This window comes from Streptosporangium longisporum (assembly GCF_039534895.1).
Classification (GTDB): Bacteria; Actinomycetota; Actinomycetes; order Streptosporangiales; family Streptosporangiaceae; genus Streptosporangium; species Streptosporangium longisporum.
Genome location: NZ_BAAAWD010000031.1, coordinates 1 through 23,979, shown reverse-complemented (window position 1 = coordinate 23,979; position 23,979 = coordinate 1). Strand labels below are relative to the sequence as shown.

The following is a 23,979-nucleotide window of genomic DNA, read 5'->3' as shown; positions in this document are numbered from 1 at the left end:
CAGAGCCGCGGGAGCCGCGGGAGCCCGGCCACACGCCCGGCCCCCGCGGCTCTCGCCGGTCTTCCGGGCCTCCCACCGGTCTTCCGGCGCCGTCCCGGTGCTGTCCCGTCCGCGCGGGGCGGCCCCTGCGCCGGGCGGGCGCGCGGGGCCGAATATACTGACGCAACGTGACTGCCAAGCCGCGTATCCCCAATGTCCTTGCCTCCCGCTACGCCTCCGCGGAGCTGACCCGCCTGTGGTCGGCGGAGTACAAGGTGGTGGCCGAACGGCGCCTGTGGCTGGCCGTGCTGACCGCGCAGGCACGCCTGGGGGTGGCGGTTCCCGAGCAGGCGATCGCCGACTACGAGAAGGTCCTCGACCAGGTGGACCTGGAGTCCATCGCCGCCCGCGAGCGCGTCACCCGCCACGACGTCAAGGCCCGCATCGAGGAGTTCAACGCCCTGGCCGGGCACGAGCACGTCCACAAGGGCATGACCTCCCGCGACCTGACCGAGAACGTCGAGCAGCTGCAGATCCGCGACAGCCTGCTGCTGGTACGCGACCGGTGCGTGGCGCTGCTGGACCGCCTGGCGCGCCTGGCGGCCGAGCACTCGCAGCTGGTGGTCGCCGGGCGCTCGCACAACGTGGCCGCCCAGGCCACGACACTGGGCAAGCGCTTCGCCTCGGCCGCCGACGAGCTGCTGACCGGCTTCACCCGCCTGGAGGAGCTGATCGGCCGCTATCCGCTGCGCGGCGTCAAGGGCCCGGTCGGCACCGCCCAGGACATGCTGGACCTGCTCGGCGGCGACGAGGAGGCCCTGGCGCGCCTGGAGGACGAGGTCGCCGATCACCTGGGCTTCGCCCACCGGCTGACCAGCGTCGGGCAGGTCTACCCGCGCTCGCTGGACTACGAGGTGCTCAGCGCGCTGGTGCAGCTGGCCGCCGCGCCGTCGTCCCTGGCCAAGACGATCCGCCTGATGGCCGGGCACGAGCTGGTCACCGAGGGGTTCGCCCCCGGCCAGGTCGGCTCGTCGGCCATGCCGCACAAGATGAACACCCGCTCCTGCGAACGCGTCAACGGCCTGGCCGTGGTGCTGCGCGGGTACGCGTCCATGGCCGGGGAACTGGCGGGTGACCAGTGGAACGAGGGCGACGTCTCCTGCTCGGTGGTACGCCGGGTGGCGCTGCCGGACGCGTTCTTCGCCTTCGACGGGCTGGTGGAGACGATGCTGACCGTGCTGGAGGAGTTCGGCGCCTTCCCCGCGGTGGTCTCGGCCGAGCTGGAGCGCTACCTGCCGTTCTTGGCGACGACGAAGATGCTGATGGCCGCGGTACGGGCCGGGGTGGGACGCGAGAGCGCCCACGAGCTCATCAAGGAGCACGCGGTGGCCTCGGCGCTGGCGATGCGCGAGGACGGCGCGGGCAACGAGCTGCTGGCCCGGCTGGCCGCCGACGAGCGTTTCCCGCTCGACGAGGCCGCGCTGCGGGCACTGCTGGCCGACCGGGTCTCCTTCACCGGCGCCGCCTCCTCCCAGGTGGAGGCGGTCGTGACACGGATCGGGGAGATCACCGGCCGTCACCCGCGGGCGGCCGCCTACCGGCCCGGGGCGATCCTCTGAACGCTGGGCCCGTCGCGCTGCGAGACGTGGCCGAGCTCGCGGCGGCCTGTGACGACGACCCGCTCCTGCTGTGGGGGGCCCAGGGGCTGCGGCCCGGCGTGCGCGCCTGGGCGCTGGGGGAGGCGGTCGCGGTCACCTGCGCCGACCTCAACCGCCGCGACCGCATCACGGTGCGCGGCCCGGCCGGGCAGGTGCGGGCCCTGGTGGAGCACGCCCTGGCCGAGGTCGGCCCCTCCTACCGGATGGTGGGCTCACGCACCCTGGTGGAGGAGGTCGTGGCCGGCTGGCCGCGGCTGCGGATCGCGGGCTCGTTCGAGTGGATGGACACCCACCGGCCCCCGCCGCCCCCCGCGGGCCCGCATGCCGCGCGGACGGACGGTGAGCGGGCGGGGTGGCTGCCGCGGGCCCGCGACGGGGAGGTCGCCGCGCTGCTGGCGTGCGCGGCTCCATCCTCCTGGGCGGTACCGGGCATGACGGGGATACGCCGCTGGGCCGGGGTGTGCCACCCCACCGGCACGGAAGGCACGGAAGGCACAAAAGGCACGGAAGGCGGGCTGGTCGCGGTGGCCGCCGACGCCTGGTCCAGCCCTCAGGTCGGCTTCGTCGCCGGGGTGGCTACGGCCGTGGCCTGGCGCGGCCGCGGCCTGGGCGAGGCGGTGTGCCGCTTCGCGCTGGGCGAGCTGGTGGCCGCGCACGGCCGCGCCGCCCTGATGGTCGACACCGCCAACCACGCCGCGATCGCCCTGTACGAGCGGCTCGGGCTGCGCATCCGCCCCCTCGCGGCCGCCTCCGCCGAGCACCCCTGAACCTGTCCCGGCGGACACCCCCGCAGGGCACGGAGGGCAGGGAGAAGCCGGGGGCGCGCAAGGGCGGGAAAACCATGTGCGGGACGACGCCCCGGCAGGCAGAGTGGGCGAAATGATGTCCAGTTTCATACCTGGCCTGGAGCTTTCGCGTACGTTCTACCTCCAGGTCGTGCGGCCCCTGGTGGCCGGGGTGCCGCACAGCGCCGCGCTGATCGGCGCCGGGTCGGAGGTGCTGGCCTTCGACACCGAACGCTCCACCGATCACGACTGGGGACCGCGGGTGGTGCTGTTCGTCACCCTGGAGCGGACCGGGCAGGTACGGCACGCCCTGGACGAGGGCCTGCCGGAGGTCTTCTGCGGTTACCGCACCGAGCTGGGGGAGAGCGGCTCACACGGGGTGCAGGTGAGCCAGGCCTCCACCTGGTTCACCGAACGTCTCGGCTTCGACCCGCTGGCCGGGGTAGGCGTGCTGGACTGGCTGTCGACCCCCTGGCAGCGCCTGGCCGAGGTCACCAGCGGGGAGGTCTTCCACGACGGCCTGAACGTGCTGGAACCGGCCCGGGCCGCGTTGCGCTGGTACCCGCCGGACCTGGAACGCTACGTGCTGGCCGGGCAGTGGCGGCGCCTGGCCCGGCAGGAGGCCTTTCCCGGCCGGTGCGGGGAGGTGGGCGACGAGCTGGGGTCGGCGCTGGTCACCGCGGAGCTGGCCCGCGACCTGATGTGCCTGTGGCTGCTGATGCGGCGCCGCTACCCGCCGTACGCCAAGTGGCTGGGCAGTGCCTTCGGCCGCGTGTCGGGCGCCGCCGAGGCGTCCGAGGAGCTGGCCGCGGCGGTGTCGGCGGAGGTGGGGGCCGGTGCGTGGCGTGAGCGGCACCGGCACCTGGGGGTCGTCTACCGGCGCGCGGCGGCACTGCACAACCGGATGGGCAGAGCGGCCGCGCTGGACGACGGGCTGCGCGACCACCACCGGCGGCCCTTCCCGGTGCTGGACGCCGGACGCTTCGCCGAGGCACTGCACCGGGCCATCACCGACACCCGGGTGCGGGCACTGCCCCGGGTGGGTTCGATCGACCAGTTCGCCCACAGCACCGACCTGCTGACCGACCCGCGCCGCTGCCGGGCGGCCACCCGCGCCGTCCTGGACCTGTGACACCCCGCGCCCCGCGAGACCGGGTCCCCTCCGGGGGAGCGGCGCCCGTCGCCGGCAGGAGCGCCACCCCCTCGGCCTTGACCTGAAGTTATCTTGAGGTTCTATGGTCGTGTCACGGCCCCGCCCGCACCCCCGGCCACCCGGACGAGCACGCGGACGGCCACCACCGGCCCGCCCCCCACCCGGCGGACCCCTCCCGGAACGCCGAGAACACGGAAAAAGTGATGGTGTCGCGATGAGCATGGAAATGACCGCCTGGCATTCGCTGTACAACGCCATGAACGCCCAGCGCGACCGGCGCCCCTTCTCCATGGCCACCCTGCGGCGCATCGCCGCCTTCGCCCACCCGCACCGCGCCCTGCTCGTGTGGTTCCTGCTGCTCAGCGTGGTGTCGGCCGTCCTCGCCGTGGCCACACCACTGCTCGCCGGACGCGTGGTCGACGCCATCGTCACCGGCGCCGCCGACGGCGTGGTGACCGGCCTGGCCATACTGATCGCGGTCATCGCCCTGGCCGAGGCCGCACTGGGCCTGACCACCCGCTGGCTGTCGGCCAGGATCGGCGAAGGACTCATCCTGCAGCTGCGCGGCACCGTCTTCGACCACGTCCAGCGCATGCCGATCGCCTTCTTCACCCGCACCCGCACCGGAGCCCTCGTCAGCCGCCTCAACAACGACGTCATCGGCGCCCAGCGCGCCTTCAGCGACACCCTCTCCGGAGTCGCCGGCAACCTCGTCACCCTCACCCTGACCCTGGTCGTCATGCTCGGCATCTCCTGGCAGATCACCCTGCTGGCCCTGGCCCTGCTCCCGGTGTTCGTCCTGCCCGCACGACGCGTCGGCGCCCGCCTGGCCCGCATGGAACGCGAGGCCGCCGACCACAACGCCGCCATGAGCACCCAGATGACCGAACGCTTCTCCGCCCCCGGCGCCACCCTGGTCAAACTGTTCGGCCGCCCCGCCCAGGAATCGGCCGAGTTCTTCGAACGCGCCCGGCGGGTCCGCGACATCGGCGTGCGCACCGCCATGGTGCAGTCGGTGTTCGTCACCGCCCTCACCCTCGTCTCCGCCCTCGCCCTGGCCCTCGTCTACGGCCTGGGCGGCGTCCTGGCCCTCGGCGGACGCCTGGAGGCCGGCGCGGTGGTGGCCATGGCCCTGCTGCTCACCCGCCTGTACGCACCCCTCACCGCCCTGGCCGGAGCCCGCGTGGAGGTGATGAGCGCCCTGGTCAGCTTCGAGCGCGTCTTCGAGATCCTCGACCTCAAACCCCTCATCGTCGACCGGCCGGACGCGCGCACCGTCCCCGAGGGCGGCGTCAGCCTGGAGTTCGACCGCGTCGGCTTCGCCTACCCCTCGGCCGACAAGGTCTCCCTCGCCTCCCTCGAAGAGGTCGCCACCCTCGACTCCCGCGGCGGCACCCAGGTACTGCACGAGGTGTCCTTCCGCGCCGAGGCCGGGCAGATGATCGCCCTGGTGGGCTCCTCCGGAGCCGGCAAGTCCACCATCGCGCAACTGACGGCACGCCTGTACGACGCCGACAGCGGCAGCGTACGCCTGTCCGGGGTCGACGTACGCGAACTGTCGGCCTCCTCCATCCAGCAGGCCCTGGGCATGGTCACCCAGGACGGCCACCTGTTCCACGACTCCATCCGCGCCAACCTGCTGCTGGCCCGCCCCCAGGCCGGCACCGAGCAGCTGTGGGACGTGCTGCGCCGCGCCCGCCTGGCCGACCTGGTCACGTCCCTGCCCGACGGCCTGGACACCGTCGTCGGCGAACGCGGCTACCGCCTGTCCGGAGGCGAACGCCAGCGCCTGACCATCGCCCGCCTGCTGCTGGCCCGCCCCCGCCTGGTGGTCCTGGACGAGGCCACCGCCCACCTGGACTCCACCTCCGAGGCGGCCGTCCAGGAGGCCCTGGGGGAGGCCCTGGCCGGACGCACCGCCCTGGTCATCGCCCACCGGCTGTCCACCGTCCGCGCCGCCGACCTGATCCTGGTGGTCGAGGACGGGCGCATCGTCGAACGCGGCACCCACGACGACCTGCTGGCCGCCGAGGGCCGCTACGCCCAGCTGTACCGCACCCAGTTCGAACCGCACGGCACCGCACACGGCACCACGGCCGCGACGACGACGGCCGTGTCGGTATCGGCGGTGTCGGCGGCAGAGGCGGGGGAGCTCACCGGCGGGGTCACGGCCTCCCGCTGACCTTCCTCGCGCCTCTCCCTCCCGTCCCTTCCCGCACCGGGACGGGGGAGAGGGGGAGGGTCACGGGGGCGGCAGGAGAGCCTCGGCACGGTCGGCGTTGGCGTGCAGCGCGTCACGGATGTAACGGCTCAGCCCCGCGGCCACCGCCTCGTAGTGCGCCGCGAACCGCGCGTCCCCGACGTACAGGTCACCCAGGGCACGATGGATCTCGTACGAGCAGTCGTAACACCAGCGGGAGATGTGCTCACGATGCCGCTCGGCCAGCTCCATCGCCCGCGGCCCACCCGCCGGCAGACCGGCCCGGTACGCGGCGGCGAAGTCCTCCACCGTCCGGGCCGCCTCACCGGTGAAACGCGCCCAGTCCCGCCGGGTCATCGCGGCGACCCTGTGACGCGACTGCCGCCACGCCTCACCCTCACCCCAGCGCTCACGCGCCTCGGCCTCGTGCTCGGCGGGATCGAAGTCCCCGAACACCTCGAACCGCTCCTCAGGCGTCAGAGAGATGTCCAGGATGTCGGCCTCCAGAGCGTGCTGGACCGCGGCCGCCATCGTCTGCAGCCGCTCGATACGACGGCTGAGAAGCTCGTGCTGACGACGCAGATGAGCCCGCGCGTCGGTGGCGGGATCGTCGAGGATGACCGTGATCTCCTCCAGGGCGAAACCGAGCTCACGGTAGAACAGCACGTGCTGCAGACGCCGCAGATCCTCCCCGGTGTAACGGCGATACCCCGCCGCTGTACGCCGCGACGGGCACACCAGGCCGATCTCGTCGTAGTGGTGCAGCGTGCGCACGCTCACCGAGGCGATACGGGCCACCTGCCCGACCGCGTACTCCACCGCCTGCTCCATGGTGCTTCCCAGCCTCATCCCGCCAGCGTGCACCCTCACGTTACGACAGGGTCAACCCGCCACGGACGCCTCCCACGACCCCTGACGGGCCGGTTCCGGGCCGGGCGGCGGGGGAGAGGAGCACGACGGGCCCCCTCAGCCCCTGCCCGGACCCCGCAGCAACGGATGCGACCGCATCGCCACCTCCAGCTCCCCGGGCAGCTCGTCACGGTAACGCCCCAGCGTCGCCAGATCACTGTGCCCCAGCACCCGCCGTACCGCGTCCATGTCCACCGCGTCCGCCAGCAGATGCGTGGCCGTGGTGTGCCGCAACCCGTGCGGCGTCACCGACCGGCGCCGATCGGCCTCCACCCCCCGCTGCACCCGGTCGATCACCGCCTGCACGTCCCCCCGCGCCAGCCGCCTGCCCCGCCACGACAACAGCAACGCCTTCTCCGGCGACTCCATCCGCCCCCGCGCCAGATACGCCTCCAGCGCCGCCGCCACGTCACCGGGCAACGGCACGTCCCGCGTCTTGCCCCCCTTGCCGAAGATGCGCCAGTACCGCACCCCGTCATTGGTGTAGAAGTCCTCCACGTTCGCCCGCACCAGCTCCGACACCCGCGGGCCCATCGTCGACAACATCAAGACGATCAACCCGTCACGCAGCTCGGTACGCTGGTCACGACGCCGCCCCCGCCCCTCACCGCCACCCTCGGCATCGGCCGGAGCCGGCCCCGCACCACCGCCGGCCCCCACCTCACCCAGCTCACGCGCGGCACCGATCAGCCCCTGCGCCTGCTCCCGGGTCAACGCCCGCCGCTGCGGACGCAACCCCCCGCGCTCCTTGGCCGTCACCGTCGCCGTCGCCATCGGATTGACCTGAACCCACCCCACCAGCACCGCGTGCTTGAACAACGCCGACACCGACCGCCGGAAACGCGCCTGCGACGAGGCCGACTGCAACGCCCCCGACACCCCCGACGCACCGGCTCCCGCCGCGTCCTCGGGCCCCGGCCGCCTGCGCCCGTCGGGCTTACGCGCGAACGCCAGCAACACCGCGTCCACGTCCTCACCCGTCAGATCGTCCAGGACGACATCCTCACCCACCAGCTGCACGAACGTCGCCACATCACGCCCGTACACCTCCGCCGTCGACGCCGACAACGCCCCCGTCAGCGTCCTGGCCCGCACCAGCTCCACATACCGATCGGCGCACTCACCCACACTGAGACGATTCAGATCAGCCGGCCGCATGACTCCCGCGACACCCCTTCTCCTGCATCCAGACCACACCCGCCAGGCCACGACGACCCCGGCCACCCCACGCTAACCCGATCACCCGTCCCTATGCCCCCTGCCGCCTGCCCATCCACCCACCGGGCACAGGTCACGGACAGCCGACCTCCCGGCCTCGTCAGTCCTCGTCAGCTCCCGTCAGTCCCGGCCATCCCGGCCAGCGCCGCACGAAGACACCCCGCCAGATCGACGGCCTGGTCCCGTGACCAGGGGATCACACCGTTCTCGGTCATCAGCGCGTGGTACTGCTGCCGCTCGTAAGGCGTCCCGGGCGGCAGGGGAGCGATGTGCCAGTGCAGATGGGCGTTACCCTGCTGACTTCCCAGCGACAGCACATAGGTGCGCTCGGAGGCGACGACCGCCTCGACCGCCACCGCCACCCGGCGGACGATCCGCATCAGCCGAAGGTAGCCCTCCTCGTCGAGATCGCGGACCACATGCTCGACATGCACCCGGGGAGCCACCAGAACCTTGCCGGGCACGGTGGGGTAGCGGTCCAGGAAGGCGACGTGGTGCTCGTCCTCGAAGACGATCTGTTCGAGGTCGTAACCGGGAGCACCCGACACGATGGCGCAGACGAAACAGGGACCGCTCCTGGCGCGCCGGACGTACTCCGCGAGGTCGAAACTCTCCTTGCGTGGCACGGACGCCTCGTCACCGCGACCGGAACCGTTGGGAGGCAGGCTCATGTCGGCCACCATCGCACGGAACGCACCGACCGATCGACCCGATGTCGATCATCACTACGATGGGCCCGGGGGAGAGGCAGGCGTTCAGGGGGTGGGGCCGGGACATCGGGTGTGTGTATGGCGGACATAAGCGCATATATCGGACAGACGGTTTGGCGTGGACGTTTTTTCGTCGGTGTGATTCTCGTCGCCGGGCCTTGCGGGCCGACTTCGACGATCTGTCCGATGCCAGGCCGGGTGTACGCGTTCCTACGAGTGCTCGACGATGACCTTGGTCGCCGGCAGGGGTGCCGCGAAGGCCCGATCGGAGGTCATGGGCGTGATCTGGTGACCGAGCAGATCCGGAGCGTGTTCGTCGGGCATCCATCGAGCAGGGGTTGTCCGTCGGCGGATCGGAGGTTGTCGTGCGGGTCGTGTTCGCGACGGGACGGTGGCATGTCGTTCGATGCGCCGGGCGGCAGAACGGTCATGGAGCTGCTTTGAGAGGGTAATCTTTAACCATACAGAATTACCCTTCTGTATGGTTAAAGATGTTTTGTGCTGGTGGGGGCTGCCTGACGTGTCCTGCAGGCTTTTGTCCACCGGGCGCTTCCTGTCGCGGAAAGAGGGAGAAAGGTGCGGCCCCCTTCTCTCCTGGGTTCGTTGTGGCATCCGGGGTGCGCTTTCGCGTGTGATCGTCCTCGTTCGGTCGTTTCGGCAAGCAAGATCCACAAGCCGCCGGGCCGTCTAAAACGATCAAGAGATGGCGAGGCTCCGTCGGCGGTCCTTCGCCTCGAGTGGCCTGCTCGGTGGAAGCCGCTGGATGATCACCAGCCTCCAGGCGATTTGATCATCTGAGCGGTTTGTCTTATTTGGGCCGTTCTTTGGAGGGCCTTCTCTGATTGTTCGATGACGGTGGATGTCGTCATTCCCGGGGTCGGCGCGCGGGCCGCCTCTCCCCTGTGTCGTCAGAGCAAGTGTTCGCTCATGAGCTGGTCGGCGTTGTCGAACATCCTCGTTACCGGCGTACCGCTTTGGATCGGGGCCACTCCCCCGGGCTTCCGGCCTGGAACGCGCGAATATCGTTGTGTATGGCGATATTCGTCCCTTGTCGGCCAGGACAAGGAACAGAAGGGTGAAAGGTCTCAGGCGAGGGGCTTGAGTCTTCTGACGAAGCGGGCGGCGGCGCGGTGGCTCATGCCGGTCTCGCCGCGGACGAGGAAGACGGCCTGGTCGAACTGGTCGGAGGCCTTCAGTTCCAGGATGCGCTCGACGAGTTCGGGGCTGACGCCGCCGCCGACCAGGGCGTTTCTGGGGCGTTGTGCCGCTCGTACCGCGAAGACGATCAGAGCGATGGCGACCGCCACGACGACCGCCGTCAGCAGGAGGATGACGATCGGGTTGGACATGCGCAGAGCGTACCGCTTCATGGTCATTGCGTGGGATACGGAGATCGGCGGATCGGGCGCGCGGTGGTCAGCGGTGGTCAGCGGTGGTCAGCGGTGGTCAGTGGGCGGTGGTGGCCGGTGGGTCGTCGAGGGCGGGCGGGGTGGTGGGCAGGGGGAAGGGGACGGCGGAGGTCACCGCGGTCACCGGCAGGGGGCCGTACAGGTGCGGGAAGGCCTCGCCGGAGTCCGGGGCCACCTCCATGCGCACGTCCAGGCCGGTCGGGTCGATGGTGAGCAGGACGAGGGGGTCGGTGACGTCGCGGTAGAAGCGTTCGACGACGCCGCGTAGCTGTTCGTGGCCGGTGCAGGCGTGGATGAAGCCGATCTCGTCGAGGGTGTGGCCGAGGGTGGAGATGCGGTACTCCCCCGCCGGGCGGGCGCTCTCCCAGTCGCGGGCCAGGGCCAGGTGCAGGATGGTCATCGCCACATGGTGCCCGTCGGGTGTGGTCGCGTCGCCGCCGGGGTGGTCGTGTCCGGCCGGGCGGGGTCGGTGTCCGGCCGGACGGGGGTGTTCAGTGGCGGGGGTGCCATTCGCGGCGCAGGATCGCGTAGACCAGTTCGCTGGCCCACTCCCCCTTGACGAACTCGTTGTCGACCAGGTGTGCCTCGCGGCGCATGCCGAGTTTTTCCAGGACGCGGGTGGAGGCGTGGTTGCGGGCGTCGAGGCGTCCGATGATGCGGTGCAGGTCCAGGCCGTCGAAGCCGAGTGCCAGCAGGGCGTGGCCGATCTCGGTGGCGTATCCGTGGCCGTGGTGGTCGGGGTGCAGGACGTAGCCGAGTTCCGCGCCGCGGTGCCGGCTGCTGTACCAGTGGAGCATGCCGTCGCCCACCAGTTGGCCGGTGGTGGCCAGTTCGGCGGCCAGGGTGAGGGTCTGTCCCTCCTCCAGCAGTCGTGTCTGGGCCATCTTGGTGTGCAGGGACTTCTCGCTCTCGGTGCGGGTGCGGGGTTCCCAGTACAGGTAGCGGGTCACCTCGGGCAGGCGCTGGATGGCGTGCAGGGCGTCGAGGTCGTCGGGGGTGTAGGGGCGCAGGATCAGGCGTTCGGTCCTGATGGGGTAGGTGGGCGTGAGCACCGCGCCAGGGTAGAGGGCGGGGCCGGTCGGTGGCGATCGGATTTCCGGGGGTACGGGCTCGGGCCCGGGAGGAGCACGGGAGCACGGCGGCTCGGGGGGCGCGCGGGAGGTGCGCGGGAGGTGCGGTGAGGGGTGCGCGGGCCGGGGTGGGGCTAGTGGGTGCCTCCGGCGAGGTTGAGCATGACGACTCCGCCGATGATCAGGGCGATGCCGGCGGCCTTGGCGAGGTTGATGCTCTCGCCGAGGAAGAGCACGCCGATGGCGGCGATGACCGCGGTTCCGGCGCCCGCCCAGACGGCGTAGGCGGTGCCGACGTCCATCTGGAGTTTCAGTACCTGGGCCAGGAGCAGGAAGGCGGCGGCGTATCCGGCCACGACGACGAGGGCCCAGCCCTTGTGGGAGAAGCCGTCGCTGAGTTTGAGGGCGGTGGTCGCCACGACCTCGACGATGATCGCGGCGGCCAGGATCAGCCATGCCATGGTGTCTCCCCCTGAGTGATGAAAAGTACAATCAGTACCTTTTCATGGGGTCGTCGGGGTGTGGTGGCGCGGGGGGTGGCGGCGCGGATCCGGGCCGCGACCTGCTCCACTTGCGAGTGGTGTCGAAAGCGTGTTCCACTGAGCCGTATGCCATGGGATGCGCCTGTCCTGCTCTCCGCTCCGCCTGACGTCAGGCCGCGGATCGAGCGTTCCGCGCTGACCAGGGTTCACGGGGCGCTGACCTGCTACGAGGTGCAGGCGCGTACCGCGCTGGAGAGCACTCCGCAGGGGTGGGCGGTCAGTCCGTACCGGGGGTGCGCGCATGCGTGCCGGTACTGTTCGGCGCGGCGGGCGCACCGTTACCTGGGGCTGGACGCGGGTGCGGACTTCGATTCGCGCATCGTGGTGCGGACCAACATCGTGCGGCGGTTGCGGGCCGAGCTGGGGTCGCGCTGGGACGGCGAGCACGTGAGCGTGGGTGTGGGCGGTGACTGCTACCAGGGGGCCGAGGACATCTACCGGTTGATGCCGGGGGTGCTGGCGGCGTTGCGCGAGGCCGGGGCGCCGTTCACGGTGTACACCAAGAGCCGGTCGATCCTGCGGGACGCCGATCTGCTGGCCGCGGCTCCGGGGGCGGGGGTGGTGGTGTCGATCGCGTTCGTCGACGACCGTATCCGCCGCAGTGTGGAGCCGGGTGCGCCGGGGCCGCAGAAGCGGCTGGAGCTGGTGGCCGAGCTGAACGAGCGGGGGGTGGCGTGCGGGGTGGCGATGGCGCCGGTGCTGCCGTTGCTGACCGACTCCCCCGACCAGCTGGCGGCGACCGTGCGGCGGGTGGCCGACGCCGGGGCGGTCAGTCTGGTGCCGCATGTGCTGCGGCTGCCGCCGGGGGCTCGTGAGTGGTATCTGGGGTGGCTGGGTGAGCACCATCCGGCGCTGGTGGAGCGGTATGCGGAGCTGTACGGGCGTGGGGCCGACGCCGAGGAGGGGTATGTGCGGGCGGTGACCGCTCAGGTGCTGCAGCTGGCGGCGCGTTACGGGATGGGGCCGGCGCGGCCCGAGCAGCCGTTGCCGCTGGCGTTGCCGCGTCAGGCGCAGATGAGTCTTCTGTAGATCTGCAGACGCGAGAGATCTGCAGACGCGAGGGGGGCCGGCCCGTGCGGGCCGGCCCCCCTTTGCGGTCTGTCCGGTTTCTGTGCGGGCGGGTGCCGTCAGCCGTCAGCCGATGGCGCTGCCCTTCTTCCACTGCTTGAAGGGCAGCTGCCAGAAGCCCCAGCCGTTGTTCCACTCCATCTCGCGGTCGGTGCCCTTGATGGTGATCACGTCGCCGCGCTGGACCTGGTTGTAGTACCAGCGGGCCTGGTCGGGGCGGGAGTTGATGCATCCGTGGCTGACGTTGCGTCGGCCCTGGGCCCAGACGTTGTTGAGGGCGTGGACGTACTCGCCGCTGTTGGAGAAGCGGACGGCGTGGTTGATCATGAGGTCGTAGTAGCCGGGGTCGCCCTTCTTGCGGCCCGGGGAGATCATGCGCTCGGGGTTGGACTTGCCCATCGCCAGGTGGACGCCGCTGGTGGTGGTGTACTCGCGGGTGCTGGCGTTGCCGGCGCTGATGAGCATGGTCTGCACGACCTTGCCGTCGCGCTTGACGATCATCTTGTGCTTGCGGGTGTCGATGGTGGCGATCTGGGCGGGGCCGATGCGGATGACCTTGGTGGTGTTCTTGGTGCCGTACATGTCCTTGCCGCCCTGGACGCCCTTGAGGCGGGCGGTGAAGGTGACCTTCTGGTGGGGCTGCCAGAATTTCGCGGTGCGGTAGATCACGGTGGTGTCGTTGATCCACCGCCAGGCGCCCTGGGCGGGTTTTTCCGAGGTGACCTCCAGGGCGCGTTCCACGGCGGCCTTGCCGGCCTTGGCGGTGATCTGCTGGTTGAAGGTGACGATGATGGGTGCTCCGACGCCGACCTTCTCGCCCTTGACGGCCGGGGTGACGTCGGTGACCTGGAGTTCGCGCTCGGGTTTGAGGGTGCGGAAGGAGCTGGTGGCGGTGGTGCCGTCGACGGCGCGTGCCGAGACGGTGTAGTCGCTGGCGGGGATCATGGGGGTGCTGGAGACCCAGCGGGTGCGTTCGGCGTCGAAGTCGCCGCTGAGGGGCTGGTCGCCGCTTTTGACGACGACCTCCTCCAGGGCGGCGCCGGCGGCGGTGACGACGACCTTCTTGTTGGGGCGCACGCTCTTGCCGCCGTCGGCGGGGCTGATCTTTATGACGGGTGCGGCGGGCGTGGGCGTGCTGGAGGCGGCGGGGTGCCGCCTCGGTCCCGGAGCCGGGCTTGGCTCCGGAGTCCTTCGTAGCGGCCCCCCGGAGCAGGCGGTGGCGAGCACCGCCGCGGTCGCCAGGGCCAGACCGGCCAGCGGCGTCCTGAGGTGTCGGCGTTCTACGATCAGCACAATTTCTCTCCCCCACTACAACAAAGTGCGCTTAAAACACTAATAGGAGATGCATGGTGACTGAGCATGGTTGCGCCCGGTTTGGTAACATTTCGGTCTCTTCGTAAGGCCGGAAAAACACCGGGCCTCGGTCACGCGGCGCCGCGGTGACCAGCCGGGATCGCCTTCGGGGCGGTGCCGGTGGCGCCGGGCCGAAACCCTCGTCGGCCAGGTACGCCGCCCCGGCCGGGCCCGGCGTGCATCAACGGCGCCGCGGCGGGCAGGGTGGTGCCCACGGGTCTTCCCAGTGCCGCTCCCCCGCCCGTCCGGCCCAGGCCGGTCCGCCCCCGGGCGGCGAAAAGATAATCTGGTCTGCCCCTACGCGAACGGAAAGCCCCGGGTGATGACAGGACCTTCCTCCATCGGCGGCCTGGCCGGTCTGACCGGCCTGGGCCAGGCCGACGGCGTCCCCGGCCCGTCCGCCGGGCGGCGCCCCTCCGGTGACCACGGCGCCGAACCCGACCTGTCGTACGGGCGCGCGCCCGGACGAGCGGCTGCTGCGCGCCATCGTGCAGGAGTGCGGCGAGGGGGATCGTCGTGTGCGACGCCTTGGGCGTGGTCGTGATGCGCAACGCCGCCGCGGCCGAGCTGGCGCCGCAGATCGTCCCCGGCCGGGTGCCGGCCTCCGGCCCGGCCGCGGCGCTGCTGGACGGGCAGGGGGCCGAAGGGGAGAGTCGTGAGCACGAGCACGGGGGGCGGCGGCTGCTGGTGCGCCGCGAGAGCTTCGGCGTCGCCCACCGGGCCTGGTACCTGCGTGACGTCAGCGCCGAGTCGGCCAGGACCGACGCGCTGCTGGCCGAGCGGGGACGCACCGCGTTCCTGCTGGAGGCCGGGCACAGGCTGTCGGCCTCGCTGAACCTGCGCCGCTGCGCGCGTACCGCGGTCGAGCTGGCCGTTCCCTTCCTGGCCGACACCGCGATGGTCGTGCTGCCTCCCGCCGGGCGCCGCCAGGCCGACTGGCTGGCGCCTGAGCGGCGACGACCGGCGCCTGCAGGAGGGCGCCATCGCCCTGAACGCCGCCGGGCAGGTGCCGGGGCTGACCGAGGCGCTGGCCGGGTTCCCGCCGGTGCCCAGCCGCTGGCTGGACCCCGGTCAGGTGCCCCGGGGTGGGTGCTGCCGCAGGGGTTCGGCCCCCGGCCGGGCATCTGATCGTCACGCCGTTGCGGGCACAACGGGGTGCCGGGCCGCGTGCGCTGTGGCACCGGCGGGAACCCGGCACACAGCGCCTCGGTCAGCCCCGGCACCATCGAGCCCGACGGCGCGTACCAGGTGCGATGCGCCCTCCTGCTAGGCAGGCCGGTCCGATCGGCCGCTCAGGCGCAGCCGAGTCGCGCCTGGCGGCGCCGGCGGGAGCGGCAGCGTCCTAACGACCATCGCATCCGGGTGTCTGGCTCAGGAAGGGAAACGGCCAGCTCGACCGCTTCGGTACGCGCGCAGCGGCGCAGGTTCAGCGAGGCCGACAGGCCTGTGCTGCACGGCCTCCAGCAGGAACGCGGTGCTCGTCAACGCGCTCGGCCAGCAGACGCGTCGGTCCTGGCCACGACTCGGCGCTGACGATCACGCAGATACCAGGCCCGGTGGGCGCCGCCGAAGCTCTCGCGTGACGCACCAGCAGCCGCCGCCCCCCGTGCTCGTGCTCACGAGCTCTCCCATTCGGCCCCCTGCCCGATCAGGTCCAGCGCGCGGCCGGCCGGACGGCCGGCACCCGCTGCGGGCACGATCTGGGCGCTCACGCTCGGCCGCGGCGCAGGCGTTTAGCGCATCACGACCACGCCCAAGGCGCGTCGCACACGACGATCCCACTCGCCGCACTCCTGCACGATGGCGCGCGAGCAGCCGCTGCGTCCGGCGCGCGCCCGTACGACAGGTCGGGTATCGGCGCCGTGGTCACCGAGGGCGCCGCCCGGCGGACGGAGCCAGCGGACGCCGTCGGCCGGCCCAGGCCGGTCAGTGACCTGGCAGGCCGCGATGGAGGAAGGTCCTGTCAACACCCGGGGCTTCCGTTCGCGTAGGGGCAGACCCGATTATCTTTTCGTCGCCCGGTGGGCGGACGGCCTGTGTCGGCCGGACGGGCGGGGGAGCACGGCACTGGGAAGACCGTGGCACCACCCTGCCCGGCCGCGCGGCGCGTTGATGCACGCCTGGGCCGGCCGGGGCGACTTGTACCTGGGCCGACGAGGGTTTCGGTGCCCGGCGCACCGGCACCGCCCGAAGGCGGTATCCCGGCCTGGGTCACCAGCGGCGCCGCGTGACGAGAGCCCGGTGTTTTTCCGGCCTACGCAACGAGGACCGAATGTTACCAAACGGCGCAACACATGCCCTCAGTCACCATGCATCTCTCTATTAGTGTTTACGCGCACTTTGTTGTAGGGGCGGGAGAGAAATTGTGCTGATCTGCTTTAGAACGCCGACACCTCAGGACGCCGCTGGCCGGTCTGGCACGCCCCTGGCGACCCGCGGCGGATGACTCGCCAGCCACCGCCTGCTCAGCCGCTCACGACAGGAACTCCGGAGCCAAGCCCGGCTCCGGGACCGAGGCGGCACCCGCGCAGCCTCCCAGCACGCCCACGCCCGCCGCAGCACCCGTCATAAAGATCAGCCCCGCCGACGGCGGCAAGAGCAGTGCGCCCCAACAAGAAGGTCGTCGTCACCGCCGCCGGCGCCGCCCTGGAGGAGTGTCAGGTCGGTCGTCGTCAAAAGCGGCGACCAGCCCCCTCAGCGGACGACTTCGGACGCCAGACGCACCCGCATGGGTCTCCAGCACCCCCATGATCCCCGCCAGAGCACGCACTGTACATCCGCTCTACGGCACGCGCGCGCTGTCGACTGGCACCACGCCACCAGCTCCTTCCGCACCCTCAAACCCGAGCGCGACGACTCCAGGTCACCGACGTCACCCCGGCCGTCAAGGCGCAGAAGGTCGGCGTCGTGAGCACCCATCATCGTCACCTTCAACCAGCAGCAGATCACGCGCAGGCCGAGCAAGGCCGCCGTGGAACGCGCCCTGGAGGTGTCACCTCGGAACGAAAACCCGCCAGGGCGCGCTGGCGGTGGTATCAACGACACCACCGTGATCGACCGCACCGCGAATTCTGGCAGCCCCAAACCCAGAAGGTCACCTTCACCGCCCAGCCTCAGGCGGTCCAGCGGCGGCAAGGACATGATACGGCACCGAAGAAACACCACCGAAGGTCATCCGCATCGGCCCGCCCAGATCGACACACATCTCCAGCCCACACACCGCAAGCACAAGATGATCGTCAAGCGCGACTTGGCACGGTCGTGCAGACCATGCTCATCAGCGCGCGGCAACTGCCAGCACCGACCGCGATGGTACACCATCCACCAGCGGCGTACCACCTGGCGCGATGGGCACAGTCCACACCGAGCGGCAACTGATGCTCCCCGGGCCGCCAAGAAGGGCACGGCACCCCGGCTACTACGACTCATGATCACACACCACACTGCCGCCCGCTTCTCCAACAGGGCGAGTACGTCACGCCCTCAAACAACGTCTGGGCCCATGGGCCGACGCAAACGTACAGCCACAGGATGCACTTCAGCTCCCGTCCCTCGACAGCACGCTGTCGGTCACTACAACCAGGTCCCGCAGCGGCGACTCGTTTGAAGCACCATCAAGGGCACTACGACGCCCCGAGATGGCGAGTGGAACAATAACTGCTGGGCGCTTCTGGCAGCCGTGCCCCTCTCAAGCACAGTGGAGCGAAGGGCACGCGGCATCGTTTGCTAGACGCGGCGGACCTGGCACACCGCCCCTGCCTTACAGCGCCGCCAAACCGGACACCGTATCCGCAAAGGGTGGGACTGCCCGTGCCTGCACGCGGTCACATGCGGCCGAGTCGCACCATAACCTCACCCTCACCCCACACCCACTGTACTCGCACCGATTCTCGTCCCGCACACAACCCACGAACGTCCATACTCGAGTCTCCCGCCCTGCAGGCATATACTATCCTCATTCAGACTTTAGACTCACTGTTTTTCACTCCTGAGTCCGCCTGACGCACGCGACGAAACGCCCAGCCCTCCCATTCTCCTGTTTTCAGGTCATGTTTAAATAACCGTCTGCTCGGCTACGCCGCGCCGGCCCGCCACTGCTCGACGTGCTTAACGCGCCGCCAGCTCGGCAGCCACTGAGCGCGTCAACCGACGCCCAGACATACCCTCCTCGGCGTCGTGGCCCCACGCCCGTATCAGTCACCGTCATACCGTGACTCCACCAGCGCGGACCGGATGGTGCTCACCAGCCCACCCCAGATAGACCACTCACGTAGACCTCCGGCGGACGGCGCAGCACATGCGGCACCAGGATCTGACCGCCCCGGCGTCGGCTCACCCCGACCCGACACGCGTCGCCGCCAGGCTGGTCGAGGGGAGGCGCGTCAGCAACGGCCTAGCACCGGCGCCATAGCCACCCGCACGCCACCCCCGCTCGTTCAGCTCGCCACAGCTCCAGCCGCCTTCTTGACGGCCCGCGCGCACCCGCGCTCACACTGCGCGGATACGTCGTCGCACGACGAATCGCGATCTGACACACCACCCCCGCACGGGCCGCGGCCAGCAGATCGGCGTCCCGCAGGATCGACCGGCTCGTGAGTGTACACCGGTGAAGCGGCGCCCGGCTCGCGCAAACACGCCGCCAGCACCCGCGCGGCATCAACCGGTAGATGTGCTCGCGCCCCTGAAGTCAGCAGTCACCGCCTACACGCACGCTTCACGTGCTCGCGCCCAGCGCGACACGCTCGGCCCGCAACCGCCGCTACGATGTTGGTCCGCACACACGATGCGCGAAATCGAAGTCAGCACCACGCGTCCAGCCTCACAGGTAACAAGCGTGCGCCCGCCGCGCCGAACAGTACCGGCACGCATGCGCGCACCCCGGTACGGACTGACCGCCCACCTGCGGAGTGCACTCCAGCGCGGTACGGCCTCAGCACCTGTCGTGAGCGGTCAGCGCCCCGTGAACCCTGGTCAGCGCGGAACACGCTCGATCCGCGGCCTGACGTCAGGCGGAATGCGGACGGAGAGCAGGACAGGCGCATCCCATGGCATACGGTACGCTCGCAGCTGGAGACACGCTCTTCGACACCACTCGCAAGTGGAGCAGGGTCGCTAGGCCCGGATCCTGCGCACCACGCCACGCCCCGCGCACACCACGACCCCGACGTACCCCATGAAAAGGTAACTGATGTACTTGTTCATCACTCAGGGGAGACACCATGGCATGGCTGCAATCCTGGCCGCCACGCCGCGATCATCGTCGCCCGAGTGGTCGCTGGCGACCACCGCCCTCACAAACTCAGCGACGGCTTCTCCCACAAGGGCTGGGCCCTCGCGTCTCGTGGCTCGGATACGCGCGCCGCCTATCCTGATAGCTCACTGGCCCAGGTACTGCAAACTCCAGGGCAAATGGCGAACGCTGCGGCAAAGACGCCTACGCCGTCTGGGGCTCAGTCGGGCGCCGGTAACCCACGCGGATCATCGCCGCACATGCGCAGTGTGCTCTTCTCGTGCGAGAGCATCAACCTCGCCAAGGCCCGCCGGCATCGCCACCTTGATCATCGGCGTGACGTCGTCCTATGTGCTCATCACTCAGGCACGGAGGTTGGTCTACCCACTGTATAAAAGCACCCACCCTTCCGGCCGTCCCGCACCTGCACCCTCCTGACACGCGCACCTCCCTGCGCACTCCGCCGCGCGCCACCCCGTAGCGCCGCTGCTCCCGTGCTCCTCCCGGCGCCCGAGCCGCAACGGAAATCCGATTCGCCACCGACCGGCCCGCACACTACCTAGGCGCGGTGCTCACGCACACCTACACCCCATCAGGATCCGAACGCCCTGACTCCTGCAGCCCCTACACCCGCGACGCGACCGCGACGCCCTGCACCTGCCATCCAGCGCGACTGCCCGAGGTGACCCGCTACCCTGTACTGGGAACCCCGCACCCGCACCGAGAGCGAGACGATCCACTGCACACCAAGAGATGGCCCAGACACGACTGCTGGAGGAAGAGACAGACCCTCACCCTGGCCGCGAAACATGGCCACACCGGCAAACTAGGTGGAGCACGACGGCTATGCTCCACTGGTACAGCAGCGGCACGCGGCAGCGGAACTCGCTAATACTGTCCTGCACCCCGACCATCCACTGGGGCCATCGGATACGCCACCGAGATCGGCACGCCCATGCTGGCACACTCGGCTCCGACCCCAGGACCTGGACTGCACGCATACATCAGCGGAAACGCCTCGACGCCCGCAACCACGCGCCTCCACACCGCGACGTCTCTGGAAGACAACACTCAGGCATGGCGACGCGCGAGGCCTTACGACACCATGTCGACCAACGAGTCCGTTCCTAAGCAGTGGGCCAGCGCACTGGTCTACCAGCGATCCTGCGCCGCGGAATGGCACACGGCCATCTGAACACCCCCGTCCGGCGGGACACCGACCCACGCCCGGCCGGGACACGACGATCGGGCGGCGGACGCGACCACATCACCGACGGGCACCATGTGGCGATGACCATCCGCTGCACTCTGGCCCTCGGCCGCGACTGGGAGAGCGCACGACCACACGCCCGGCGTGGGGTAGAAGTACAGCTACCGGCATCTCACACCACCCATCGCCACACCCTCGACACGAGTATCGGCTTCATCCACGCCCGGCACACCGGCCACTACGAACAGCTACGCCGCGTGCGTTCGAACGCTTCTAAGCCGCGACGTCACCGACCCCTCGTCTGCTGCTCACCATCGACACCGACCGGCCTGGATCGTGCGACAAACCTATTGGAGGTGGCCCGGACTGAGCCGGCGAGGCCTTCCCGCACCTGTACGGCCCCAATGCCGGTGCACCGCTCGGTGACCTCCGCCGTCACCCCATCCCCCTTCGCGCCACACCCCGCTCCGCCTCGACGATTTCCCATCCGGCTCACCACCGCCCACTGGACTGACCTACCGCCGACACCGGCTGACCCACCGGTGCACACACGCAGCGCCGATCCGCCGCCGATCTCCGTTATCCACGCAATGACCATGAAGCGGTACGACTCTGCCGCATGTCCAACCGATCGTCATCCTCTGCTGACGGCGGTCGTCGTGGCGGTCGCCATCGCTCTGATCGTCTTCGCAGGTACGAGCGGCACAACGCCCCAGAAACGCGCCTATGGTCGGCGGCGGCGTCAGCCCAGCACAACTCGTCTACGAGCTGCCCTACTCCTGGAAACTGAGGCCTCCGACCAGTCGCACCAGCGCACGTCTTCCTCGTCCGCGGCGAGACCGCATGAGCCACGCGCCGCCGCCCCGCTTACGTCAGAAGGACTCAAGCCCCGCGCCTCAGAGACTTTCACCTTCTGTGCCTTGTCACTGGCCGACAGGGACGAATATCGCCATACACAACGATATTCGCGCGTTCCAGGCCGGAAGCCCGGGGAGTGCCCCGATCCAAAGCGCTACGCCGGCGTAACGAGGATGTTCGACAACGCCGACCAGCTCATGAGCGAACACTTGCTTACTGACGACACAGGGACTGAGCGGCCCGCGCGCGACCCGGGAATGACGACATCCACCGTGTCATACGACACAATCAGAGAAGGCCCTCCAAAGAACGGCCCAAATAAGACAAACCGCCTGCAGATGATCAAATCGCTGGAGGCTGGTGATCATCAGGCCACGCGGCTGCTCCACCGAGGCAGGCCACTCGAGCGCGAAGGACCGCCGACGGAGCCTCGCCCATCTCTGATCGTTTTAGACGGCCCGCGGCTTGTGGATCTTGCTGGCACCGAACCGATCCCGACAGAAACGAGGACGATCACACGCGAAAGCGCACCCGGATGCCACAACGAACCCAGCGAAAGAGCAAGGGCGGCCGCACCTTTCTCCCTCTTCAGCGCGACAGGTAAACAGCGCCCGTGGACAATAAAGCCTGCAGGGCCACGTCAGGCAGCTCCCACCCAGCACAAACACATCTTTAACCATACAGTAAGCGGTAATTCTGTATGGTTAAAGCGTACCTCCTCTCAAGCAGCTCCAGGACCGTTCTGCCGCGCGGCGCATCAAAGAACGACATGCCACGTCCCGTCGCGAACCACGACCCGCACGACAACCGCTCGATCCGCCGGACGGACAACCCCTGCTCGATGGATGCCCGGACGAACACGCTCCGGAGATCTGCTCGGTCACCAGATCACGCCATGACCTCCCCGATCGGGCCTTCGCGGCACCCCTGCGGCGACCAGAGCGTCATCGTCGCAGCACTCGTCATGGGTAACGATCGTACATCCCGGCCTACGGCATCGGACAGATCGTCGAGAAGTCTGGCCCGCGCAAGTGCCCGGCGACGACGAGAATCCACACCGACGAAAAAACGTCCACGCAAAACCGTCTGTCCGATATATGCGCTTATGTCCGCCAGTACACACACCCGATGGCAGGGCCCCACCACCCTTGAACGCCTGCCTCTCCACCGGCCCATCGTCGTGATGATCGACATCGGGTCGATCGGTGTCGGTGCGATTCCGTGCGCATGGTGTGCGCCGACATGTAAGCTGCCTCCCAACGGTTCCGGTGCGCGCGGTGACACGCGGCGTCCGCGCCACGCAAGAGAGAGTTCGACCTCGCGGAGTAAGTACGTCGGCGCGCCATGGAGCGCGTCACCTGTATCTCGTGTACATTTTTCCTGCAGCGCCATCGTGTCGGGTGCCCCACTATACTGGACCCCGCTGTGCTACTAACGGACCTCGACAACAGATCGTCTTCGAGAGACGAGCACACGTCGCCCTTCCTGGACCAGCTACCCACCGGCTGCCCGGCAAGGTTCTGGTGGCCTCCCCGGGTGCATGTCGAGCATGTGGTCCGCGAGTCTCGACGAGAGGTGCTACCTTCGGCGGATGGACACTGGGCATCGTCCGGACCAGCGGTGGCGGTGGCGGTCGAGGCAGGGTCGTATTCGACTCCGAGCGCACCTGATGTGCATGTTCGCTGGCGAAAGTCAGCAGGGTAACGCCCCATCTGCACCGGCACATCGCTTCCCCTGCCGCCCAGGGGACGCCTTACGAGCGGCCGCCAGTCACCACGCGCTGTCCATGAGCCGCAGAACGGTGTGATCTCCCTGGTCACTGCGACACCAGCGCGTCGACTCTGGCGCGGGTGTGTGTCTTCGTGCGGCGCTCGACGGCCGGGACTGGCCGGGACTGACGGCCGCGGGAGTGGTCTACGAGGACTGGACGACGGCAGCCGCGGAGGTCGGCTGTCCGTGACCTGTGCCCGGTGGGTGTGGACGGTGGCAGGCGCGGCACAGGGTGGGAGAGCCTGTGAACGGGGATCGGGCTCGCATCGCAGGTGTAGCGTGGGGTGGCCGGGGTCGTCGTGGCCCCGAGTGTGGTCTGGATCGCAGGAGAAGACTGTCGCGCGGGAGATCATGCGGCCGGCTGATCTGAATCGTCTCAGTGTGGGTGAGGCGCCGATCGGTATGTGGAGCTGGTGCGGCATGGGACGCTGACGGGGCTGTTCGTCGGCTACGGCGTAGCGGCGGAGGTGTACGGGCGTGATGTGGCGACGATTCGTGCAGCGGTGGGAGGATGTCCGTCACTGGGACGAATGACGGGTGAGACGTGGACGCGCGGTGTTGCTTGCTGGCGTTCGCGCTGTCAAGAGCCCGACGCGCAGGCGGGCCGCGGCCGAGGACGCGGCGGGAGCCGCGTGCGTACTGCGGTGTCGGCCGGGCGTTGCAGTCGGCCTCGTGTCCGCAGTGCGCGTTCCGGCACCGGTCGGTGTCGGCGTTGTCCGTTGTTCAAGCACGCGGTGTCTGGTGGGGTGGGTTCAGCGGAGTCAATCCGATTGCGCAACCGGCGACCGGTGACGGCCAAGGAGCGCTGGATCGGGCGTTTTGCGTCCGATATAGTTGCGCGCTACGGCACGTCGTGT

The 23,979-nt window shown here is 69.7% G+C and carries 14 protein-coding genes; 6 read left to right on the top strand and 8 right to left on the bottom strand.

The window, feature by feature from the left end; genetic code table 11:
* The first annotated feature begins 167 nt into the window (after window positions 1-167).
* The 4 genes from purB (at window position 168) to ABD832_RS39870 (ending at window position 5,757) form a co-directional block, all read left to right on the top strand.
* Window positions 168-1,598 carry an adenylosuccinate lyase gene (gene purB / locus ABD832_RS39885; RefSeq protein ID WP_344907374.1) on the top strand — a complete coding sequence of 477 codons (1,431 nt, stop codon included), beginning with the start codon at window positions 168-170 and terminating at the stop codon, window positions 1,596-1,598.
* A 26-nt stretch (window positions 1,599-1,624) separates the two neighbouring features.
* Window positions 1,625-2,404, top strand: a complete 780-nt coding sequence (locus tag ABD832_RS39880) for a GNAT family N-acetyltransferase (protein ID WP_344907371.1) — start codon at window positions 1,625-1,627, stop codon at window positions 2,402-2,404.
* A 112-nt stretch (window positions 2,405-2,516) separates the two neighbouring features.
* Window positions 2,517-3,554 carry a DUF4037 domain-containing protein gene (locus ABD832_RS39875; protein WP_344907368.1) on the top strand — a complete coding sequence of 346 codons (1,038 nt, stop codon included), beginning with the start codon at window positions 2,517-2,519 and terminating at the stop codon, window positions 3,552-3,554.
* 235 nt (window positions 3,555-3,789) lie between these two features.
* Complete coding sequence (locus tag ABD832_RS39870) at window positions 3,790-5,757, top strand: ABC transporter ATP-binding protein (protein WP_344907366.1); 1,968 nt, start codon at window positions 3,790-3,792, stop codon at window positions 5,755-5,757.
* Between the two features lie 60 nt (window positions 5,758-5,817).
* Here ABD832_RS39870 and ABD832_RS39865 read toward each other — a convergent pair whose 3' ends face one another.
* From ABD832_RS39865 to ABD832_RS39835, 7 genes are all read right to left on the bottom strand, one after another.
* Window positions 5,818-6,624: a MerR family transcriptional regulator gene (locus ABD832_RS39865; RefSeq protein WP_344907363.1), complete on the bottom strand. Its 807-nt coding sequence runs from the start codon at window positions 6,622-6,624 to the stop codon at window positions 5,818-5,820.
* 117 nt (window positions 6,625-6,741) lie between these two features.
* Window positions 6,742-7,842, bottom strand: a complete 1,101-nt coding sequence (locus ABD832_RS39860; protein ID WP_413224584.1) for a tyrosine-type recombinase/integrase — start codon at window positions 7,840-7,842, stop codon at window positions 6,742-6,744.
* Between the two features lie 170 nt (window positions 7,843-8,012).
* A complete protein-coding gene (locus ABD832_RS39855) occupies window positions 8,013-8,573 on the bottom strand; it encodes an HIT family protein (RefSeq protein WP_344907358.1) in 561 nt (186 codons plus the stop codon).
* Between the two features lie 1,124 nt (window positions 8,574-9,697).
* Window positions 9,698-9,961 carry a hypothetical protein gene (locus ABD832_RS39850; protein WP_344907355.1) on the bottom strand — a complete coding sequence of 88 codons (264 nt, stop codon included), beginning with the start codon at window positions 9,959-9,961 and terminating at the stop codon, window positions 9,698-9,700.
* Between the two features lie 97 nt (window positions 9,962-10,058).
* Window positions 10,059-10,421: a DUF952 domain-containing protein gene (locus ABD832_RS39845; RefSeq protein ID WP_344907352.1), complete on the bottom strand. Its 363-nt coding sequence runs from the start codon at window positions 10,419-10,421 to the stop codon at window positions 10,059-10,061.
* Between the two features lie 91 nt (window positions 10,422-10,512).
* Window positions 10,513-11,073, bottom strand: a complete 561-nt coding sequence (locus ABD832_RS39840; RefSeq protein ID WP_344907347.1) for a GNAT family N-acetyltransferase — start codon at window positions 11,071-11,073, stop codon at window positions 10,513-10,515.
* A 152-nt stretch (window positions 11,074-11,225) separates the two neighbouring features.
* Window positions 11,226-11,552, bottom strand: a complete 327-nt coding sequence (locus tag ABD832_RS39835) for a DMT family transporter (RefSeq protein ID WP_344907344.1) — start codon at window positions 11,550-11,552, stop codon at window positions 11,226-11,228.
* A 147-nt stretch (window positions 11,553-11,699) separates the two neighbouring features.
* Between ABD832_RS39835 and ABD832_RS39830 the strand changes: the two genes are divergently transcribed.
* Complete coding sequence (locus ABD832_RS39830; protein WP_344886755.1) at window positions 11,700-12,662, top strand: radical SAM protein; 963 nt, start codon at window positions 11,700-11,702, stop codon at window positions 12,660-12,662.
* A gap of 105 nt (window positions 12,663-12,767) precedes the next feature.
* On the opposite strand, the gene ABD832_RS39825 is transcribed toward ABD832_RS39830, so the two are convergent.
* Window positions 12,768-13,994, bottom strand: coding sequence for a L,D-transpeptidase (locus tag ABD832_RS39825; RefSeq protein ID WP_344907341.1), 1,227 nt, complete (start codon window positions 13,992-13,994; stop codon window positions 12,768-12,770).
* A 576-nt stretch (window positions 13,995-14,570) separates the two neighbouring features.
* Here ABD832_RS39825 and ABD832_RS39820 point away from each other — a divergent pair.
* Entirely contained in the window at window positions 14,571-15,182 is a 612-nt protein-coding gene (locus tag ABD832_RS39820) for a hypothetical protein (protein WP_344907338.1), read from the top strand.
* Window positions 15,183-23,979 lie beyond the last annotated feature (8,797 nt).

Excerpts from the sequence above, each read along its gene's own strand:
- ABD832_RS39830 (WP_344886755.1), top strand. The coding sequence starts at position 11,700 with ATGCCATGGGATGCGCCTGTCCTGCTCTCCGCTCCGCCTGACGTCAGG.
- ABD832_RS39870 (WP_344907366.1), top strand. The coding sequence starts at position 3,790 with ATGAGCATGGAAATGACCGCCTGGCATTCGCTGTACAACGCCATGAAC.
- ABD832_RS39835 (WP_344907344.1), bottom strand. The coding sequence starts at position 11,552 with ATGGCATGGCTGATCCTGGCCGCCGCGATCATCGTCGAGGTCGTGGCG.
- ABD832_RS39855 (WP_344907358.1), bottom strand. The coding sequence starts at position 8,573 with ATGAGCCTGCCTCCCAACGGTTCCGGTCGCGGTGACGAGGCGTCCGTG.
- ABD832_RS39865 (WP_344907363.1), bottom strand. The coding sequence starts at position 6,624 with ATGAGGCTGGGAAGCACCATGGAGCAGGCGGTGGAGTACGCGGTCGGG.
- ABD832_RS39860 (WP_413224584.1), bottom strand. The coding sequence starts at position 7,842 with ATGCGGCCGGCTGATCTGAATCGTCTCAGTGTGGGTGAGTGCGCCGAT.
- ABD832_RS39875 (WP_344907368.1), top strand. The coding sequence starts at position 2,517 with ATGATGTCCAGTTTCATACCTGGCCTGGAGCTTTCGCGTACGTTCTAC.
- ABD832_RS39845 (WP_344907352.1), bottom strand. The coding sequence starts at position 10,421 with ATGACCATCCTGCACCTGGCCCTGGCCCGCGACTGGGAGAGCGCCCGC.
- ABD832_RS39850 (WP_344907355.1), bottom strand. The coding sequence starts at position 9,961 with ATGTCCAACCCGATCGTCATCCTCCTGCTGACGGCGGTCGTCGTGGCG.